18 protein-coding genes are annotated in these 16702 nt (G+C 64.6%); 10 read left to right on the top strand and 8 right to left on the bottom strand.

What is annotated here, in order from left to right; translation table 11 throughout:
* The first annotated feature begins 10 nt into the window (after nucleotides 1-10).
* The 9 genes from fba to ACVWZM_RS03180 all read left to right on the top strand — a co-directional run bounded on the left by fba (nucleotide 11) and on the right by ACVWZM_RS03180 (nucleotide 10204).
* Complete coding sequence (gene fba / locus ACVWZM_RS03220; RefSeq protein ID WP_456784420.1) at nucleotides 11-1093, top strand: class II fructose-bisphosphate aldolase; 1083 nt, start codon at nucleotides 11-13, stop codon at nucleotides 1091-1093.
* Nucleotides 1094-1123: 30 nt separating this feature from the next.
* On the top strand, nucleotides 1124-2587 hold the full coding sequence (locus ACVWZM_RS03215; protein ID WP_057015873.1) for a form I ribulose bisphosphate carboxylase large subunit: 1464 nt from the start codon (nucleotides 1124-1126) through the stop codon (nucleotides 2585-2587).
* 12 nt (nucleotides 2588-2599) lie between these two features.
* Nucleotides 2600-3025: a ribulose bisphosphate carboxylase small subunit gene (locus ACVWZM_RS03210; RefSeq protein ID WP_141339876.1), complete on the top strand. Its 426-nt coding sequence runs from the start codon at nucleotides 2600-2602 to the stop codon at nucleotides 3023-3025.
* Between the two features lie 109 nt (nucleotides 3026-3134).
* Nucleotides 3135-4076: a CbbX protein gene (gene cbbX, locus ACVWZM_RS03205; RefSeq protein ID WP_456851837.1), complete on the top strand. Its 942-nt coding sequence runs from the start codon at nucleotides 3135-3137 to the stop codon at nucleotides 4074-4076.
* Nucleotides 4073-4675 carry an HAD family hydrolase gene (locus tag ACVWZM_RS03200; protein WP_456851835.1) on the top strand — a complete coding sequence of 201 codons (603 nt, stop codon included), beginning with the start codon at nucleotides 4073-4075 and terminating at the stop codon, nucleotides 4673-4675. The genes cbbX and ACVWZM_RS03200 overlap by 4 nt, the downstream gene beginning before the upstream one ends.
* Before the next feature lie 628 nt (nucleotides 4676-5303).
* Complete coding sequence (gene chvE, locus ACVWZM_RS03195) at nucleotides 5304-6377, top strand: multiple monosaccharide ABC transporter substrate-binding protein (RefSeq protein ID WP_456851833.1); 1074 nt, start codon at nucleotides 5304-5306, stop codon at nucleotides 6375-6377.
* 168 nt (nucleotides 6378-6545) lie between these two features.
* Nucleotides 6546-8126 carry a multiple monosaccharide ABC transporter ATP-binding protein gene (gene mmsA, locus ACVWZM_RS03190; RefSeq protein ID WP_456851831.1) on the top strand — a complete coding sequence of 527 codons (1581 nt, stop codon included), beginning with the start codon at nucleotides 6546-6548 and terminating at the stop codon, nucleotides 8124-8126.
* Complete coding sequence (gene mmsB, locus ACVWZM_RS03185; protein ID WP_168857111.1) at nucleotides 8123-9313, top strand: multiple monosaccharide ABC transporter permease; 1191 nt, start codon at nucleotides 8123-8125, stop codon at nucleotides 9311-9313. The genes mmsA and mmsB overlap by 4 nt, the downstream gene beginning before the upstream one ends.
* Nucleotides 9314-9370: 57 nt before the next feature.
* Nucleotides 9371-10204 carry an inositol monophosphatase family protein gene (locus tag ACVWZM_RS03180; protein WP_456851829.1) on the top strand — a complete coding sequence of 278 codons (834 nt, stop codon included), beginning with the start codon at nucleotides 9371-9373 and terminating at the stop codon, nucleotides 10202-10204.
* 226 nt (nucleotides 10205-10430) lie between these two features.
* On the opposite strand, the gene ACVWZM_RS03175 is transcribed toward ACVWZM_RS03180, so the two are convergent.
* The 3 genes from ACVWZM_RS03175 to ACVWZM_RS03165 form a co-directional block, all read right to left on the bottom strand.
* Nucleotides 10431-11798, bottom strand: coding sequence for a glycosyltransferase family 87 protein (locus tag ACVWZM_RS03175; RefSeq protein WP_456851827.1), 1368 nt, complete (start codon nucleotides 11796-11798; stop codon nucleotides 10431-10433).
* A gap of 214 nt (nucleotides 11799-12012) precedes the next feature.
* Nucleotides 12013-12240 (bottom strand): hypothetical protein, encoded by a 228-nt coding sequence (locus tag ACVWZM_RS03170; RefSeq protein WP_456851825.1) that lies wholly within the window; start codon nucleotides 12238-12240, stop codon nucleotides 12013-12015.
* Nucleotides 12241-12364: 124 nt separating this feature from the next.
* Entirely contained in the window at nucleotides 12365-13291 is a 927-nt protein-coding gene (locus ACVWZM_RS03165; RefSeq protein ID WP_456851823.1) for a GlxA family transcriptional regulator, read from the bottom strand.
* 104 nt (nucleotides 13292-13395) lie between these two features.
* Here ACVWZM_RS03165 and ACVWZM_RS03160 point away from each other — a divergent pair, with 104 nt between their 5' ends.
* Complete coding sequence (locus ACVWZM_RS03160; protein ID WP_057015883.1) at nucleotides 13396-14223, top strand: dienelactone hydrolase family protein; 828 nt, start codon at nucleotides 13396-13398, stop codon at nucleotides 14221-14223.
* Here ACVWZM_RS03160 and ACVWZM_RS03155 read toward each other — a convergent pair.
* The 5 genes from ACVWZM_RS03155 to cobU are packed head-to-tail and all read right to left on the bottom strand — an operon-like array spanning nucleotide 14206 to nucleotide 16662.
* The gene (locus ACVWZM_RS03155; RefSeq protein ID WP_229192949.1) at nucleotides 14206-14952 is read right to left on the bottom strand and encodes a CbtA family protein; all 747 of its coding nucleotides are present in this window, start codon (nucleotides 14950-14952) and stop codon (nucleotides 14206-14208) included. The genes ACVWZM_RS03160 and ACVWZM_RS03155 overlap by 18 nt on opposite strands.
* Before the next feature lie 10 nt (nucleotides 14953-14962).
* Nucleotides 14963-15175, bottom strand: coding sequence for a CbtB domain-containing protein (locus tag ACVWZM_RS03150; protein WP_057015885.1), 213 nt, complete (start codon nucleotides 15173-15175; stop codon nucleotides 14963-14965).
* Entirely contained in the window at nucleotides 15172-15516 is a 345-nt protein-coding gene (locus tag ACVWZM_RS03145) for a hypothetical protein (RefSeq protein WP_246786619.1), read from the bottom strand. Before ACVWZM_RS03145 ends, ACVWZM_RS03150 begins: the two co-directional genes overlap by 4 nt.
* Nucleotides 15494-16126, bottom strand: a complete 633-nt coding sequence (gene bluB / locus ACVWZM_RS03140; RefSeq protein WP_456856610.1) for a 5,6-dimethylbenzimidazole synthase — start codon at nucleotides 16124-16126, stop codon at nucleotides 15494-15496. Before bluB ends, ACVWZM_RS03145 begins: the two co-directional genes overlap by 23 nt.
* Before the next feature lie 32 nt (nucleotides 16127-16158).
* Nucleotides 16159-16662 (bottom strand): bifunctional adenosylcobinamide kinase/adenosylcobinamide-phosphate guanylyltransferase, encoded by a 504-nt coding sequence (gene cobU / locus ACVWZM_RS03135; protein WP_057015887.1) that lies wholly within the window; start codon nucleotides 16660-16662, stop codon nucleotides 16159-16161.
* Nucleotides 16663-16702: the final 40 nt, after the last annotated feature.

Raw genomic sequence — 16702 nt, 5'->3', positions numbered from 1 at the left:
GGACGCCACCATGGCGCGGATAACCCTGAGGCAGTTGCTGGACCACGCCGCCGAACGCGGCTACGGCGTTCCGGCCTTCAACATCAACAATATGGAGCAGGGCCTCGCCATCATGGAGGCTGCGGCTTCCTGCGATGCACCTGTCATCATCCAGGCCTCGCGCGGCGCGCGGTCCTATGCCAACGACATCATGCTGGCGAAGATGATCGACGCGCTCGAGGAGATGCATCCGCAGATTCCGCTCTGCCTGCATCTCGATCACGGCAATGAAGAGGCGACCTGCGCCACCGCGATCCGCTACGGCTTCACCTCCGTCATGATGGACGGCTCGCTCAAGGCCGACGCCAAGACCGCAGCCGACTACGACTACAATGTCGATATCACCCGCAGGGTCGTCGAGATGGCGCACTGGGTCGGCGCGTCGGTCGAAGGCGAGCTCGGCGTGCTCGGCTCGCTCGAGCATGGCGGCGGCGAGCAGGAGGACGGCCATGGCGTCGAGGGCAAGCTGAGTCATGATCAGCTGCTCACCGATCCGGACCAGGCGGTCGATTTCGTCCGCGCCACCAAGGTCGATGCGCTCGCGATCGCGATGGGCACCTCGCACGGCGCCTACAAGTTCACGCGGCGGCCCGACGGCGAGATCCTGGCGATGCGCGTGGTCGAGGAGATCCACAGCCGCCTGCCGAACACGCATCTGGTGATGCACGGCTCGTCCTCGGTGCCGCAGCCGCTGCAGGACATGTTCAACCAGTTCGGCGGCGAGATGCCGCAGACCTGGGGCGTCCCGGTCGAGGAGATCGTCCGCGGCATCAAGCACGGGGTACGCAAGGTCAATATCGACACCGATTGCCGCCTGGCGATGGCGGCGGCCTTCCGCAAGGTCGCCGTCCAATCGAAGAGCGAGTTCGATCCGCGCAAATTCCTGAAGCCCGCGATGGATTCGCTTCGTGAACTCTGCCGTGACCGCTTCGAGCAATTCGGCACGGCCGGCAATGCCGCCCGGATCAAGGTGGTTGCACTGCCGGAGATGGCCCGCCGCTATCGCGCCGGCGCGCTCGATCCGCAAATTGGAAAGATGACCCAGGCCGCCTGAGCAAATGGCGACGAACCACAGGAGATTTCGATGAATATACAGCAGTCGATCACGGTGCGCGGCAAGGATCGCTACAAGTCCGGCGTGATGGAATACAAGCGGATGGGCTATTGGGAGCCGAACTACGAGCCCAAGGACACCGACGTCATCGCCTTGTTCCGCGTCACGCCGCAGGATGGCGTCGATCCGACCGAAGCCTGCGCGGCGGTGGCGGGCGAATCCTCGACCGCGACCTGGACCGTGGTGTGGACCGACCGGCTGACGGCCGCGGAGAAATACCGGGCGAAGTGCTACCGCGTCGATCCGGTGCCGAATTCGCCGGGCAGCTACTTCGCCTACATCGCCTATGACCTCGACCTGTTCGAGCCGGGCTCGATCTCGAACCTGACCGCCTCGATCATCGGCAATGTGTTCGGCTTCAAGCCGCTGAAGGCGCTGCGGCTCGAGGACATGCGGCTGCCGACCGCCTATGTGAAGACATTCCAGGGCCCCGCGACCGGCATCGTGGTGGAGCGCGAGCGGCTCGACAAGTTCGGCCGTCCGTTGCTCGGCGCCACCGTGAAGCCGAAGCTCGGCCTGTCCGGCCGCAACTATGGCCGCGTTGTTTATGAAGCCTTGAAAGGCGGGCTCGATTTCACCAAGGACGACGAGAACATCAACTCGCAGCCCTTCATGCACTGGCGCGAGCGCTTCCTTTACTGCATGGAGGCGGTCAACCGCGCGCAGGCCGCGACCGGCGAGATCAAGGGGACCTATCTCAACGTCACCGCGGCGACCATGGAGGACATGTACGAGCGCGCCGAGTTCGCTCACGAGCTCGGCTCCAACATCGTCATGATCGACCTTGTGATCGGCTACACCGCGATCCAGTCGATGGCGAAGTGGGCGCGTCGGAACAACATGATCCTGCATCTGCATCGCGCCGGCCACTCGACCTACACGCGGCAGCGCAGCCACGGCGTCTCGTTCCGCGTGATCGCGAAATGGATGCGGCTCGCCGGCGTCGATCACATCCATGCCGGCACGGTGGTCGGCAAGCTCGAGGGCGATCCGAACACCACCCGCGGCTATTACGACATCTGCCGCGAGGACTTCAATCCGTTGCACCTGGAGCACGGCGTGTTCTTCGACCAGAACTGGGCGAGCCTCAACAAACTCATGCCGGTGGCCTCCGGCGGCATTCATGCCGGCCAGATGCACCAGCTGCTCGATCTGCTCGGCGAGGACGTCGTGCTGCAGTTCGGCGGCGGCACCATCGGCCATCCCCGCGGCATCCAGGCCGGCGCCACCGCCAACCGCGTCGCGCTGGAAGCCATGATCCTCGCCCGCAACGAGGGGCGCGACTACGTCCATGAGGGGCCGGAGATCCTGGCCAAGGCGGCGCAGACCTGCACGCCGCTGCGCGAGGCGCTCGACGTCTGGAAGGACGTCACCTTCAACTACGAGTCGACCGACGCCCCCGATTTCGTTCCCACGCCGAGCATGGCGGTCTGAGAGGAGATACTCATGCGCGTTACCCAAGGCTGCTTCTCGTTCCTGCCCGATCTCACCGACGAGCAGATCGCCGCGCAGGTGCAATACTGCCTCGACAAGGGTTGGGCGGTGAACATCGAGTTCACCGACGATCCGCATCCCCGCAACACCTATTGGGATATGTGGGGCCTGCCGATGTTCGACCTGCGCGACGCGGCGGGCATTATGAAGGAGCTCGCCGACTGCCGGCGGGTCTATGGCGACCGCTATATCCGGATCTCCGGCTTTGATTCCAGCCCGGGCTGGGAGTCGGTTCGCATCTCCTTCATCGTCAACCGGCCGCAGGCGGAGCCAGGCTTCCGGCTAGACCGCCAGGAGGCGGCCGGACGCAATCTGCGGTACGCGACCCATTCCTATGCAGCGGGCCGCCCTGAAGGCGAACGCTACACCGATCATTGACCGCGTCCGGCTTGCAAACCAGGCGGGTTGCTCCCTCGACCGTCCTGGTCCGGATGCACTTCTCCGTCGTCGCCGCCGCGGCGACGGAGCTTTTCCAGGCGAGAGGACAATGACGCAAGCGCAAGAACAGATCAGCGAACAAATCCGCGAGACCCCGCTCGAGACCATCAACCTTCGCCATGAATTCGCCGACCTCGGCATCGGCGACGTGCTCGACCAGCTCGATTCCGAATTGATCGGCCTGAGGCCGGTGAAGACCCGCATCCGCGAGATCGCCTCGCTGCTGCTGGTCGAACGCATCAGGCAGAAGATGGCGCTGGCGACGACGTTTCCGACCCTGCACATGTCGTTCACCGGCAACCCCGGCACCGGCAAGACCACGGTCGCGCTGCGGATGGCCGGCATCCTGCACAAGCTCGGCTTCGTGCGCCGCGGCCACGTCATCAGCGTCACGCGCGACGACCTCGTCGGCCAATATATCGGCCACACCGCGCCGAAGACGAAAGAGATATTGAAGAAGGCGATGGGCGGCGTGCTGTTCATCGACGAGGCCTACTACCTCTATCGCCCCGAAAACGAGCGCGACTACGGGCAGGAGGCGATCGAGATCCTGCTCCAGGTGATGGAGCAGCAGCGCGAGGATCTGGTGGTGATCCTGGCCGGCTATGGCGACCGCATGGAGAAATTTTTCCAGAGCAATCCAGGCTTCCGCTCCCGCATCGCGCATCATATCGATTTCCCGGACTATTCGGACGGCGAGTTGCTCTGGATCGCCGATCTGATGTTGCAGCAACAGAATTATCGGTTCTCTCCGGAAGCCCGCGAGGCCTTCATCCGTTACATCGCCGTGCGCAAAGAACAGCCGCTGTTCTCCAATGCACGCTCGATCCGCAATGCGCTCGATCGCATCCGGCTGCGCCAGGCCAACCGGATCGTGGCGAAGCTCGACCGCACGCTCACCGCCGACGACGTGATGTCGATCGAGGCCGGCGACGTGCTCGCTAGCCGGGTGTTCGTCAAAGGCGCCGGTGCGCCGGGCGAGGGACGATGAACGAGGCGCTCGCCGTGATCCGGTCCGCCGGGATGCGCGACATCATCGCGAGCGCCCGCGCCCTGATCTTCGATGTCGACGGTACGCTTGCCGAAACCGAGGAGGTGCACCGCCGCGCCTTCAATGAAGCCTTTGCCGAAGCCGGCCTCGATTGGTTCTGGGACCAGGTCACTTATGCGCGGCTGCTTCGGGTGGCCGGAGGCAAGGAGCGCATCCGCGCCTTCGACCAGCGCAACGCGGTCCCAATGCTTACATTCGCCGAGATCGCCGACCTGCACAGGATCAAGACCGCGCGCTACGCCGCGCTGATTGCCTCGGGCGGCTGCCCATTGCGGCCGGGTGTCAGGGCCTGGCTCGCCGGCGCGCGCAGCCGCGGCCAGCGCCTGGCGATCGCAACGACCACCTCGCACGGCAATATCGATGCGCTGCTTTCGATTTCGCTGGGGCTGGACTGGGCCCATCAGTTCGAGGCGATCGTTGCCGGCAACGGCCTCGCCGCCGCGGCGCGCGCCGGCATCCCCGTGGTCATCACCCGCAGCACCTATTTCAGCGACGACGATTTCACCGAGGCATTGCTGGTTGTTGACAGATCTCTCTGACATCGACGCCTGAAGATCGCTGCCGCCGGCCGGCAGCTCAGGCCAATTTATTCAGATGATGAAATAAATGGCGCTTGCATCCATAGCAGGGTGAAGGCACAATCCGGCCAAAGGTTACCAGAAGCGGTGCTGCACCACCTGGGAGGCGATGGGACTTGCCAGCGATTCCGGACAGTACCCCTGCGACCCTCCGCGTCTCCGATCAATTTCTTCGGATAATTAAATAAATGGCCAGTCGGCGCTTGCGTCCACATTGCAGCGGCAACATCAACCAAAGGGTGCAGAAAACGGCAGCGCACCGCCAGACGTCCTGTCGGACGCTGGCGCTCGCCAACGATTCCAGGAGACCGGCGCCTCATGATCCTCCACGTCATTCCTGCGCCTCGTTCGTCCAACGACATGGCTCGCGGCTGAACCCGGCATTGCGGGATCGACATGACCGACCATGCGTAGCGAGCATTGGCGCTGTTGACGGGTACGATCGACATTCCGCAATTTCGGTTCGTGACGGTCCCGGCGCCGATCCGACATCGCCGTAGAATCTGAGGCCGGCCCACGAGCGATCGCCGTCGATTGACGTTGTCCACGGCAACTGGAATCCCAACTCAAAAAAGCAAGGGAGTGAAGCATGTTCAAATTGAAGACCACCTTGTTCGCGCTTGCGCTGGCCGGCCTTGCCGCGACGGTGTCGGATCGCGACGCGCTCGCCCAAAGCAAGCCGACCATCGGCATCGCGATGCCGACCAAGTCCTCGGCACGCTGGATCGACGACGGCAACAACATGGTCAAGGTGCTGAAGGAGCGCGGCTACGGCACCGATCTGCAATATGCCGAAGACGACATTCCGAACCAGCTCTCCCAGGTCGAGAACATGGTGACCAAGGGCGCCAAGGTGCTGGTCATCGCGGCCATCGACGGCACCACCTTGTCCGATGTCCTGAAGCAGGCCAAGGCACAGGGCATCACGGTGATCGCCTATGACCGCCTGATCCGCGACACCCCCAGCGTCGACTATTACGCGACCTTCGACAATTTCCAGGTCGGTGTGCTGCAAGCCCAGTCGATCGAGAACGCGCTCGGGCTCAAGGAGGGCAAGGGGCCCTTCAACATCGAGCTGTTCGGCGGCTCGCCCGACGACAACAACGCGTACTTCTTCTACGACGGCGCGATGTCGGTGTTGAAGCCCTATATCGACAGCGGCAAGCTCGTGGTCGGCAGCGGCCAGACGGGCATGAACAAGGTTGCGACGCTGCGCTGGGACGGTGCGACCGCGCAGGCGCGGATGGACAACCTGCTCAGTGCGTTCTACGGCAAGAAGCGCGTCGACGCGGTGCTGTCGCCCTATGACGGCCTGTCGATCGGCATCATCTCCTCGCTGAAGAGCGTCGGCTACGGCAGCAAGGACCAGCCGATGCCGTACATCAGCGGGCAGGATGCCGAAGTCCCCTCGATCAAGGCGATGCTGCGCGGCGAGCAATATTCGACCATCTTCAAGGACACCCGCGACCTCGCCAAGGTCACCGCCGACATGGTCGACGCTGTGCTGAGCAAGAAGGAGGTCAGCGTCAACGACACCAAGACCTACAACAACGGGGTCAAGGTGGTTCCGTCCTATCTCCTCAAGCCGGTCGTGGTGGATAAGACCAATTGGGAGAAAGTCCTGATTGACAGCGGCTATTACAAGCGCTCGCAATTCGACTAGAGCGTTTTCGAGCGAAGCGGGTACCGGTTCGCGTGAGGAAAACGCGTCAAAACTAGAATCTGGAGCCCCGTTCCGATTTAATCGGAACTGAATAGGCTTCAGGGCGGATCGCCGGGCAAGCGGCGGCGAGCCGGGCCGGGGGCGATTGACGCTGCAGGACATGATCCGATGACGGCAATGCTTGAGATGCGCGGCGTCAGCAAGAGCTTTGCCGGCGTGCAGGCGTTGCGCGACGTCGGCTTCACCGTCGAGGCTGGGCAGATCCATGCGCTGGTCGGCGAAAACGGCGCCGGCAAGTCGACCTTGATGAAGGTCTTGAGCGGAGTCTATCCGGCCGGCAGCTACGATGGATCGATCGTGTTCGACGGCGAGGAGCGGCGCTTCCGCGACATCAACGACAGCGAGGCGCTCGGGATCATCATCATCCATCAGGAGCTGGCGCTGATCCCGCTGATGTCGATTGCCGAGAACATCTTTCTGTCGCATCCGCCGTCGCGGTTCGGCGTCATCGACCGCAACGCGGTGCATCGGCGGACCGCCGAACTGTTGGCGCAGGTCGGCTTGCGGGAGCCGCCGGACACGCTGATCACCGACCTCGGCGTCGGCAAGCAGCAGCTCGTGGAGATCGCCAAGGCCCTGTCCAAGCGGGTGCGCCTCCTGATCCTCGACGAGCCGACCGCCAGTCTCAACGAGGCCGACAGCGCCGCCTTGCTCGAGCGTCTCCTGGCCTTCCGCGAGCAGGGCATCGCCTCGATCCTGATCTCGCACAAGCTGAACGAGGTTGCGCGGGTCGCCGACCGCATCACGGTGCTGCGCGACGGCCGCACCGTCGACAGCATCGACTGCCGCACCGAACGCATCGAGGAGGACCGCATCATCCGCAGCATGGTCGACCGCGATCTGGCGCATCGTTTTCCCGAGCGGAAGGCGGAGATCGGCGAACCCGTGATGACGGTGGAGAACTGGTCAGTGTATCACCCGCTGCATACCGAGCGGCAGGTGATCAAGAACGTCGACTTCACACTGCGCCGCGGCGAGGTAGTCGGTATCGCCGGCCTGATGGGCGCCGGCCGCACCGAGTTCGCCATGAGCCTGTTCGGCCGCGCCTGGGGCACCAACGTCTCCGGCAAGGTCCGCCTCGATGGACGCGAGGCCGATCTGTCCAGCGTGCCGGCCGCGATCGATGCCGGCATCGCCTATGTCACCGAAGACCGCAAGCAGCTCGGGCTGATCCTTGCCGCCGACGTCCGCAAGAACGTGACGGTGGCGAGCCTGCGCCAGGTGTCGGATCGCGGCGTGATCGACGATGTCGCCGAGCTGAAGGCCGCGAGCGACTACCGCACCCGGATGCGGATCCGCTGCTCCGACGTCTACCAGGCGACCGGCGACCTCTCGGGCGGCAACCAGCAGAAGGTCGTGCTGTCGAAATGGCTGATGACCGATCCGAGGGTGCTGCTGCTGGACGAGCCGACGCGCGGGATCGACGTCGGCGCGAAATACGAGATCTACTCCATTATCAACGAGCTGGCGGAGGCCGGCAGGGGCGTCGTGGTGATCTCCTCGGAGATGCCCGAGCTGCTCGGCATCTGCGACCGGATCTGCGTGATGAATGACGGCGCCTTCGTCGGCGAATTCGCAGGCCACGATGCGACGCAGGAGAAGATCATGCGCGCCATCATGCGCAATGACAGAATGTCCGGACGCGGCGCCGACGAAAGGGCGGCACGCGCCGGAGGAGGGGCACCATGACCGACAAGACGGTATCGCTTCCCGAGGCCCCCAGGCATTCCGGCTTCATCAAGAACAATCTGCGCAACTACGGCATGCTGCTGTCGCTGCTCGCGATCATGCTGTTCTTCGAGATCGTGACCGACGGCACGCTGTTGCAGCCGCTCAACCTCACCAATCTTGTGCTGCAGAACAGCTACATCGTCATCATGGCGCTCGGCATGCTGCTGGTGATCGTCACCGGGCATATCGATCTTTCGGTCGGCTCGGTCGCGGGCTTCGTCGGCGCGGTCGCGGCGGTGCTGATGGTGCGCTACCATGTCAGCTACCCGATCGCCTTCGTCGCCTGCCTCCTGGTCGGCGCCGCGATCGGTGCGGCCCAGGGCTACTGGGTGGCCTATTTCGGCATTCCGTCCTTCATCGTGACGCTGGCGGGCATGCTGGTGTTCAAGGGCCTCGCGCTCGCTGTCCTGCAGGGCCAGTCGGTCGGGCCGTTCCCGCCGACCTTCCAGAAGCTGTCGTCGGGCTTCATCCCTGAGCTGTTCCCGAGCGCCGGCACGCTCTATCCGACGTCGCTCGCGATCGGCATCGTCCTGGCGTTTGTGCTGGTGCTGGCGACCGCCAGGAGCCGGGCGCGCGAGCAGGCGCACGGTATCGCCGTCGAGCCGTATGCGTTTTTCATTGTCAAGAGCATCGCGCTGGCGGGCGCGGTGCTCTACTTTACCTACCTGATCGCCTCGCATCGCGGCCTGCCCAACGTGCTCGTCATCATGACCGTCCTGATCGCGCTCTATGGCTTCGTCACGCGGCGGACGGTGATCGGGCGGCAGATCTACGCGGTGGGCGGCAACGCCAAGGCGGCGAAACTGTCGGGCGTCAAGACCGAACGGCTCACCTTCTTCACCTTCGTCAACATGGGCGTGCTGGCCGCGCTCGCCGGGCTGGTGTTCGCAGCCCGGCTCAACACCGCGACGCCGAAGGCCGGCCTCGGCTTCGAGCTCGATGTGATCGCCGCCTGCTTCATCGGCGGTGCGTCGGCCTATGGCGGCGTCGGCCGGGTCGGTGGCGCGGTGGTCGGAGCCATGATCATGGGCGTGATGAACAACGGCATGTCGATCCTCGGTATCGGCATCGATTATCAGCAGGTGATCAAGGGCCTCGTCCTGCTGGGCGCCGTCTGCATCGATGTCTACAACCAGCGCCGCTGACCGCCACGCAGTCGCAATTCCACGATAGGATGCCGGCGCAACGCAGGAGAATGCCGCGTGAAACTGTCCCATGCCGACGCGCTTGATATCGGAGCCATCATTGCCGAAGTCGGCCGCAGCGAGATCATGCCGCGGTTCCGCCGCGTGCGGGAGATCGAGGTCCGCACCAAGACATCGGCATTCGACGTCGTCACCGAAGCCGATGAGTTGGCCGAGCAGGCGATATCGGCGGCGCTGCTGCGGGCGTTTCCGAATGCGGTCGTGATCGGCGAGGAGGGCACCGCGCGTGATCCGGCCGCGCTCGATCAGGTCGGAACCGCGGAGCTTGCCTTCATCATCGATCCGATCGACAGCACGCGGAACTTCACCTCGAGCTTGCCGCTGTTCGGCACCATGGTGGCGGCCACCATGCGCGGCGAGATCGTGCTCGGCGCGATCCATGATCCGGTCAGCAACGACACCGCATTCGCGCTGCGCGGCGAGGGCGCCTGGCTCGCGATGCCGGACGGCCGGCGGCATGACCTGAAAGTGGCTCCCGCCGTGCCGGTCAAGCAGATGGATGCGATCGTCGGCGTCAATTTCCTGCCCGAGCCGCTGCGCACGATTGTCGCCGGCAATCTTTCCAGGCTCGGCGGCAGCGCCTGGCTCAGATGCGCCGCGCATGAATATCGCATGGCAGCGTCCGGACATTGCCACCTGCTGTTCTACAACAAGCTGATGCCGTGGGATCATGCCGCGGGCTGGCTGTTGCATCGCGAGGCCGGCGGCTACAGCGCGCATTTCGACGGATCACCCTACCGGCCGGTCAATCTGACCGGCGGCGTGCTGTGCGCACCCGATGAGGCGAGCTGGCACGCGGCGCGAGAGGCGATCCTGATGCCGGCTGGATAGAAGCAGAAGGTGCGGTTCGTCACGTTGCTGGCGGTTATGGGCCACATTGGTTTTCGGATTCAACTGCCAAACAGCTTGTGTCGTCCCTGCGAAAGCATGCTTTCGCAGGGACGACACCCAATATGGGTCGTCGTTTGTGGGTCATACCTTCGCTTAGGGCGTCAGGCCTGCACGATTTCGCCGTCCGCCTCGCGTCTTCGCAAAGGGACTTGCCACGTCGGGCAAATCAGTGATTGGCGATTTCGGCCGGAGCATCCCGGAGTGGCAGATGCCTGATGCGGCGCACGACAAGGACGGCAACTGCCGCAGCGGCGATTGGTGCCAGTTGCAGGCCGTTGGCGCCCGCAGGCACCATGGCGAATGGCGTCAAATAAAGCGCCGCGACGGCGATGCGTTCATAGGGCAGCCAACCCTGCGCAAGCGCCTGCGCGATCAGCCACGCGCCCGGGATCGCCAGGATCACGACCTCATAGTTGCCGAGCGATGGTACGCACAGGCCGGTCATCGCCACCATCAGCGCGATCTCGGCGGCGCCGCCGGGACGTTTTCGCAGCACCAGGATCAGGACGGCGATCGCGATCGCGGCCGCGGTCACCTGGACGAGCCAGGCCGTGCTGCTGGATCCGCCGGCCAGCCTGACCGCGGCATAGGGGCTGGCGAACTTCTCGAAACCGGGTCCGCCGCCGAGGCTCCAGGCGCTTGCCTCCGGCAGAACGGCAACAAACTTGATCCACGGGTCGATCCCGAAGAAGGCGGTGGCCGCCAGCACAAGCACGAGCGTCGTTGCGGCCGCAGCAGCCAGCGCGAGCCAGCGACGCGTCAGGATCAGCACCAGCGGCGCAAGCAGGGCGATCTGCGGCTTGTAGCTGAAGCACCCGAGCAGCGCGCCGGCGATCACCGGGTAGCGGTCCAGCGTGGCGGCCGATCCGCCGAGCAGAGCCGCCGAGAACAGCGAATTCTGTCCGAATAGCGCGCACACCCACACGGCGGGAAAGGCGAGCGCTGAAACGACGGAGCCGCGCTCGAGCATGGCTCTCACCGCGGCTGCATAGGCGGCGCCGGTCGCGAAGATCCAGACGACGGCCGCCGTTGCAAAGGGAACCAGTGCAAAGGGCAGCCAGAACAACAGCGACGTCGGCGGGTAGAAGAACGGTGCGTAGGTGTTCTGACCGAGCACGGCGGCTACAGCGGCGCGGCCCGCGTCGCCATAGGCGTCGCCGGCGCGGCCTTTGAGCGCGAGCTTCGCCGCGGTCCAGAACGCCGCGAAATCATGGCCGACATCCATCGTCGGCACAGCCCATGGGATGATCGCGATGCAGGCGATGAACAGGACGAGAAATACGCGGGTGAAGGCGGTGACACGGTCAGCCGTGAGCCAGTCGGCCTCACGCAGCGCGGAGACCAGCACGCCCGCGCCGGACTGCCGTGAATGCGCGATTGCCACCGGCGGCTGACCTGTGGACGTATTCGAGGTTGGGCTGATGGTCGCGCGCGGCATCACAGCGTCACGACCTGCGTCATCCGCTGCGAGGTGACGCGCGGCGTCATCAGCGAAGGGCAGCCTGTGTCCCTCGAGGTCCGACTTTTGCGACATCGGCCGCTTCATCCCAATCGCGTCGTGCACGCGCAACATTTGGATCAAATCGTCTAAGGTTGCGTAAACCCGATCGTTGCAATTGGCCGCGGCGCAATCGGAACCGATGATCGACATTGCCCTTGTCCGCGGCCTGTCACGCCGGGCATGGTAAATGAACCCGCAACGCCGGCGGCAGCGTGCGGGGTTGGACGCGGAGCCCGACGGTCAAGGTTCATCGCGAATGGCGGTATTGCAGCAGTTTGGCCACGACATCTGGATTGCCGGGGGACCGAACCTTGCGGTCGCCGGGTTTCACTATCCGACCCGGATGGCCATCGTCAGGCTGGCGGACGGTGCCCTTTTCATCTGGTCGCCGGTCCGGTTGACCGAGCAAATGCAGGCCGGCGTCGACGCACTCGGCCAGGTCAGGCACATCGTGGCGCCCAACTCGCTGCATCATTTGTTCCTCGCCGAGTGGAAGCACATGGCACGCCAGTCGAAAAGGATGCGCCGGCATTCTTGCGCCGCGCCTTCGCGTGGCTCTCGGCGTGATGATTTCATCGCGGATGTGGCGTCGTTGCGGATCAACCGCCTGAACGGAAATGCCGCGGCGAATGCCGTGTTTCGCGCCGGATCAGCCGGCGGAGGGTCGAGGGCTCGGCATATCCAACCTTGCCCGCGATCTCTTCGACCGACAGGCGCGTGGTCTCGAGCAACGACCGAGCCGTCTCGATCCTGATGCGTTGCACGAATTGAATGGGCGACACGCCGCAGATCGCCTCGAGCCGTCTGGCAAATGTCCGCGGCGTCAGCGCGACGGCAGCGGCAACGTCCCCGATCGTGAAGTCGCGCGCGATGTTACTGCGCACCCATTTCTCGGCCCTGGCGATCTTGAGGTCCTGGCTGGCAAGATAATTGATTGCCATGAACGGCGCCTGCGAATGCCGCTCGCCAAGCAGCAGGTAATTGGCGCAGCCCTTGGCCAGCGCCGGGCTGCCGAGACGCGTGATCACCGCAAGCATCAGGTCCATCTGCGCCATCGCCGCGCCGGCGGTTGCGATCGGCCAGTCGGCCACCACCATCCGCTCCGTCATCAGCTCGACATTCGGATAGCGTTGCCGAAACTGCGGCGCGAACCACCATGTCGTGGTCGCTCGCTTGCCGTCGAGCAGGCCGGTCTCCGCGAGCAGGAAACTGCTGGCGCAGGACGCGGCGAGCATCGCGCCGCTCGCGAACGCCGTGACCAGCATGTCGCGGGCGTGCCGACATGCCGGTGTCGCCAGCTTCCGCTCCAGTGCATCGGCCGACGCCGAGCCGAGCCCCGGAACGATGACAAGGTCGGCGCCGCGCAATCGGGCGGCGCGCCGCCTCGGCCCATAACGCAGCGTCGTCACCTCGAAGGGCGCGCGCTTCGACGTACTGATCCGGTTGGCGGTGGCCAGCACGTCGTGGGTGATGGCGGCCGCTGACGCGAGGCAGCCGTCGATCTCGACAACCGCAATCCTGGTCATGTCATAAAATCCGCGATCAATGTCATTTTTGACACTAGCTGCCGGGCCGGAAAATCGCAACTCTGACGCCGAGACGCTGCCGATCTCGATCAGGAGGACCGCCGATGCCGAACCGGCCGATGACCCAGGACGATCCGCTCGAGGATTTCGAGCGCCGCCAGATCACCCTTGATGGTGCCGGCAAGACCGTCCATGTTGGCGGCGGCGGTCCTGCGGTGATCGTGATGGCGGAGATGCCGGGTATCAGCCCGCATGTGGCGCGCTTCGCCCGCTGGGTTCGCGATGCCGGATTCACCGTCTATATGCCATCGCTGTTCGGCCGTGACGGCGCTATTGCGAGCGCAGAGGAGGGCGCCGCGGTGTTTCAGCGCGCCTGCGTCAGCGCCGAGTTTCGCGCGATGGCCGCAAACCAGTCCAGTCCCGTGACGCAATGGCTGCGCGCGCTGGCGCGATTTGCCCATGACGAATGCGGCGGTCCCGGTGTCGGGGCCATCGGGATGTGCTTTACCGGCAATTTCGCGCTCACCATGATGCTGGAGCCGTCGATGCTGGCGCCGGTGCTTTCGCAGCCGTCATTGCCATTGAACGATCCGGCGGGCATCGAGATCGCGCCGGAAGAGGTCAGGGCGGTGCGCGAGCGGTTGGAGCGCGAAGACCTGACCGTGCTGGCCTATCGCTTTGAGGGCGACAAGTTCTGCATGGCGCAGCGCTTTGCGGCCTATCGCGAGGCGCTCGGCGACCGCTTCATCGGGCGAGTGCTTCCCGACAGCGCGGCGAACCGCGATGTGCCGCCGTTCTTCCGGAATTTCGTCACGACACCGCACAGCGTCGTGACTGTGCATCTGATCGACGAGGCCGGCCAGCCGACCATCGTGGCCCGCGATGAGATCCTGGCGTTTTTCAGGCAGCGGCTGTCACCCGCGAGCGGATGAGTTCGGCTGGTCGAAATAGGCGAATGCGGCGCTCGTCAGGCTGCCCAGCAGGGACCAGAACACCAGACTGGTCAGCGTGACGGCGACCATGAACTGGTGCGACAGCGACGAAGGCACGTTGGTCTCGACGTGCTCCAGCTCGGGCGCGCCGATCAGATGCGGCAGCATGATCAGGACCACGCCGGCAATGGCGGCCGGCATCGAGCGCCGGAACACGATCAGCCCGAGGCCCGCTGCGGTCGCCAGCACCGCCGTCACCCACCAGATCTGGCGCGAGAGCAATGGAGCGGTGGGGACCCCCGGCAATTCAGGCGGCAGTCCGAGGCCCGGAGCGATGGTGAAGACGGCGAAACCGGCGAGGCCCCACATCAAGCCTTCATGCCACGAGATTTGCTCGCCGGTCGCGCCGCTGCGAACCGCGAGGAAGCCGCAGAGCAGAAGCGCAAAGCCGATCGCGGTCAGGATGTTCGCCCCCGCGGTATAGACGTTGCGTTCCAAACCGTCGCGCGGCTCCCAGGCCTCCGCGCCATGATCATGATCCGCATGATCATGGACGAGGATCGCCTGCGGTGGCGCGGCGGCTTCGTGCTTGTGCGCGGCCGCCTTCTCGTAGACCTCGGCCCTGAGGATCAGGGGAACGGTGCCGAACTGCTGGACCGCCGTGACGATCAGGCCGACGATGAATCCGGCAATGACCGACGAGAAGACGATCGAGCGAAACGTGCTCATGCCAAGGAGATCAGTGGCAGGGGAAGGCGTTGGAATGGCGCACGTCATGCGCGGCGTTGTGGATTACGTCGATGTGCGAGAAGCCGACCACGCCGACGATGAACAGGCCGAGCGTCATGGCCATCAACGACTGTGCAAGCCGTCCGACCTGTCGGGTGGCGATCGGCAGATGCGTGACCTGAGCTTGAGTAACCTGGGTTTGCGCGGTCTGGGACTGGCTCATGGTCGTTCTCCACATTCGATTTGATCGGCTTCTAGCAGCTTTCGGGTGATGTCGCGACTGGTAAGATGCAAATTTGTTCCAGGGGGAATGCGCTTGCGCTCGATCTTGGCGCGTGCGGCTGCCTTGAAGGCTGGTTCAAACCGCCTGAAATGGGCGAGACATGCGTCCACCGTCGGATCGGTGCCCAGCAGCGTGCGAAAGGCGCCCCGATGCACCGCGCAGATAGCGCGGTGCTCCGGCACGGGAAAGACCAGCGAGGCGATGTCGGCGCGCCAGTGCGCGTCACAGCTCAAGGTGCCGTCGCCAGCAGGGGGGCGGTCAGCGTCGGATGGTGAATTCATCCGGACCTCGCCGCGATTCCCACTTGGCCTGTTCGAGCTCCGGACGGTCGCACTCGGTCTGGGGGTAACCGATGCAGAGATAGCCGATGAATTTCCAGGAGGCCGGGATTTCCAGAACGCCATGAATGCGTTCTGGATTGAGGATCGATACCCAGCCGATGCCGATGCCTTCGGCGCGCGCGGCAAGCCACATCGAGCAGATCCCGGCCACCACGGAATATTCCGACGTCTCCGGCATCGTCGCGCGGCCGAGACCGGCGCCGATCCGGTCGGTCTTCTCGGCAAACACGGCGAGATGTCCCGGCGCCTCCTCGAGGCCCGATAATTTCAACGCGGCGTATTTTGTGGCGCGCTCGCCCGAATAGGACCGCAGCGCATCGGCGTTGCAGGCCTTGAAGTCGTCGATGACAGCGCGGCGTCGTGTCTCGTCGTCGACAATGACGAACCGCCAGGGCTGGCTCAGGCCGACCGAAGGCGACAGGCAGGCGATCTCGATCAGCCGCTCGATCGTGCCATCCGGCAGCGGATCGGTTCGGAACCGCCGCACGTCGCGCCGCCACACGAACAGATCGTGCAGCTGCCGGCGAAACGTATCGTCGAATGAGACCATTGCGGGGCCTTTGGCAGGATCGATCTCGGATTTCATTTAAGCTTCATCGGCAGGCCCGCAACGACGAACTCGACCTCGTCTGCGATGCCGGCGATAGTCTGGTTCATGATTCCTGCGGCGTCGCGGAACGTCCGCGCCAATGCATTGTCTGGCACGATGCCGAGGCCGACCTCGTTGGTGACCAGCACGACCGGGCCGTGCTGGCGCGACAGCGCATCCGCCAGCCGCGTCACTTCCTGCGACCAGTCGCGCCCGGCATGCAGCAGATTGGATAGCCAGAGCGTCAGGCAATCGACCAGCCTTGCACCAGCGCCATCGGTCCCGGACAGCACTTCAACCAGGTCGAGCGGCACCTCGCGCTCGATCCAGTCGCTGCCGCGCCGCGCGCGATGTTTGGCGATCCGCTCATCCATTTCCGCATCGAGCGCCTCGGCGGTCGCGATATAGACCGGCTGTCCCGGAAAGCTGCGCGCACGAAGTTCGGCGCGCCGGCTTTTGCCGGACCGCGCTCCCCCCGTGATCAGAATGACGGCCATATCATCTCCTGTGCGACCGGTACGCACGTCGTTCACAAAC

It is taken from the genome of Bradyrhizobium sp. USDA 4501 (genome assembly GCF_054062115.1).
The sequence above is the reverse complement of the archived record's forward strand: the minus strand, read 5'-3'. Positions and strand labels throughout refer to the sequence as shown.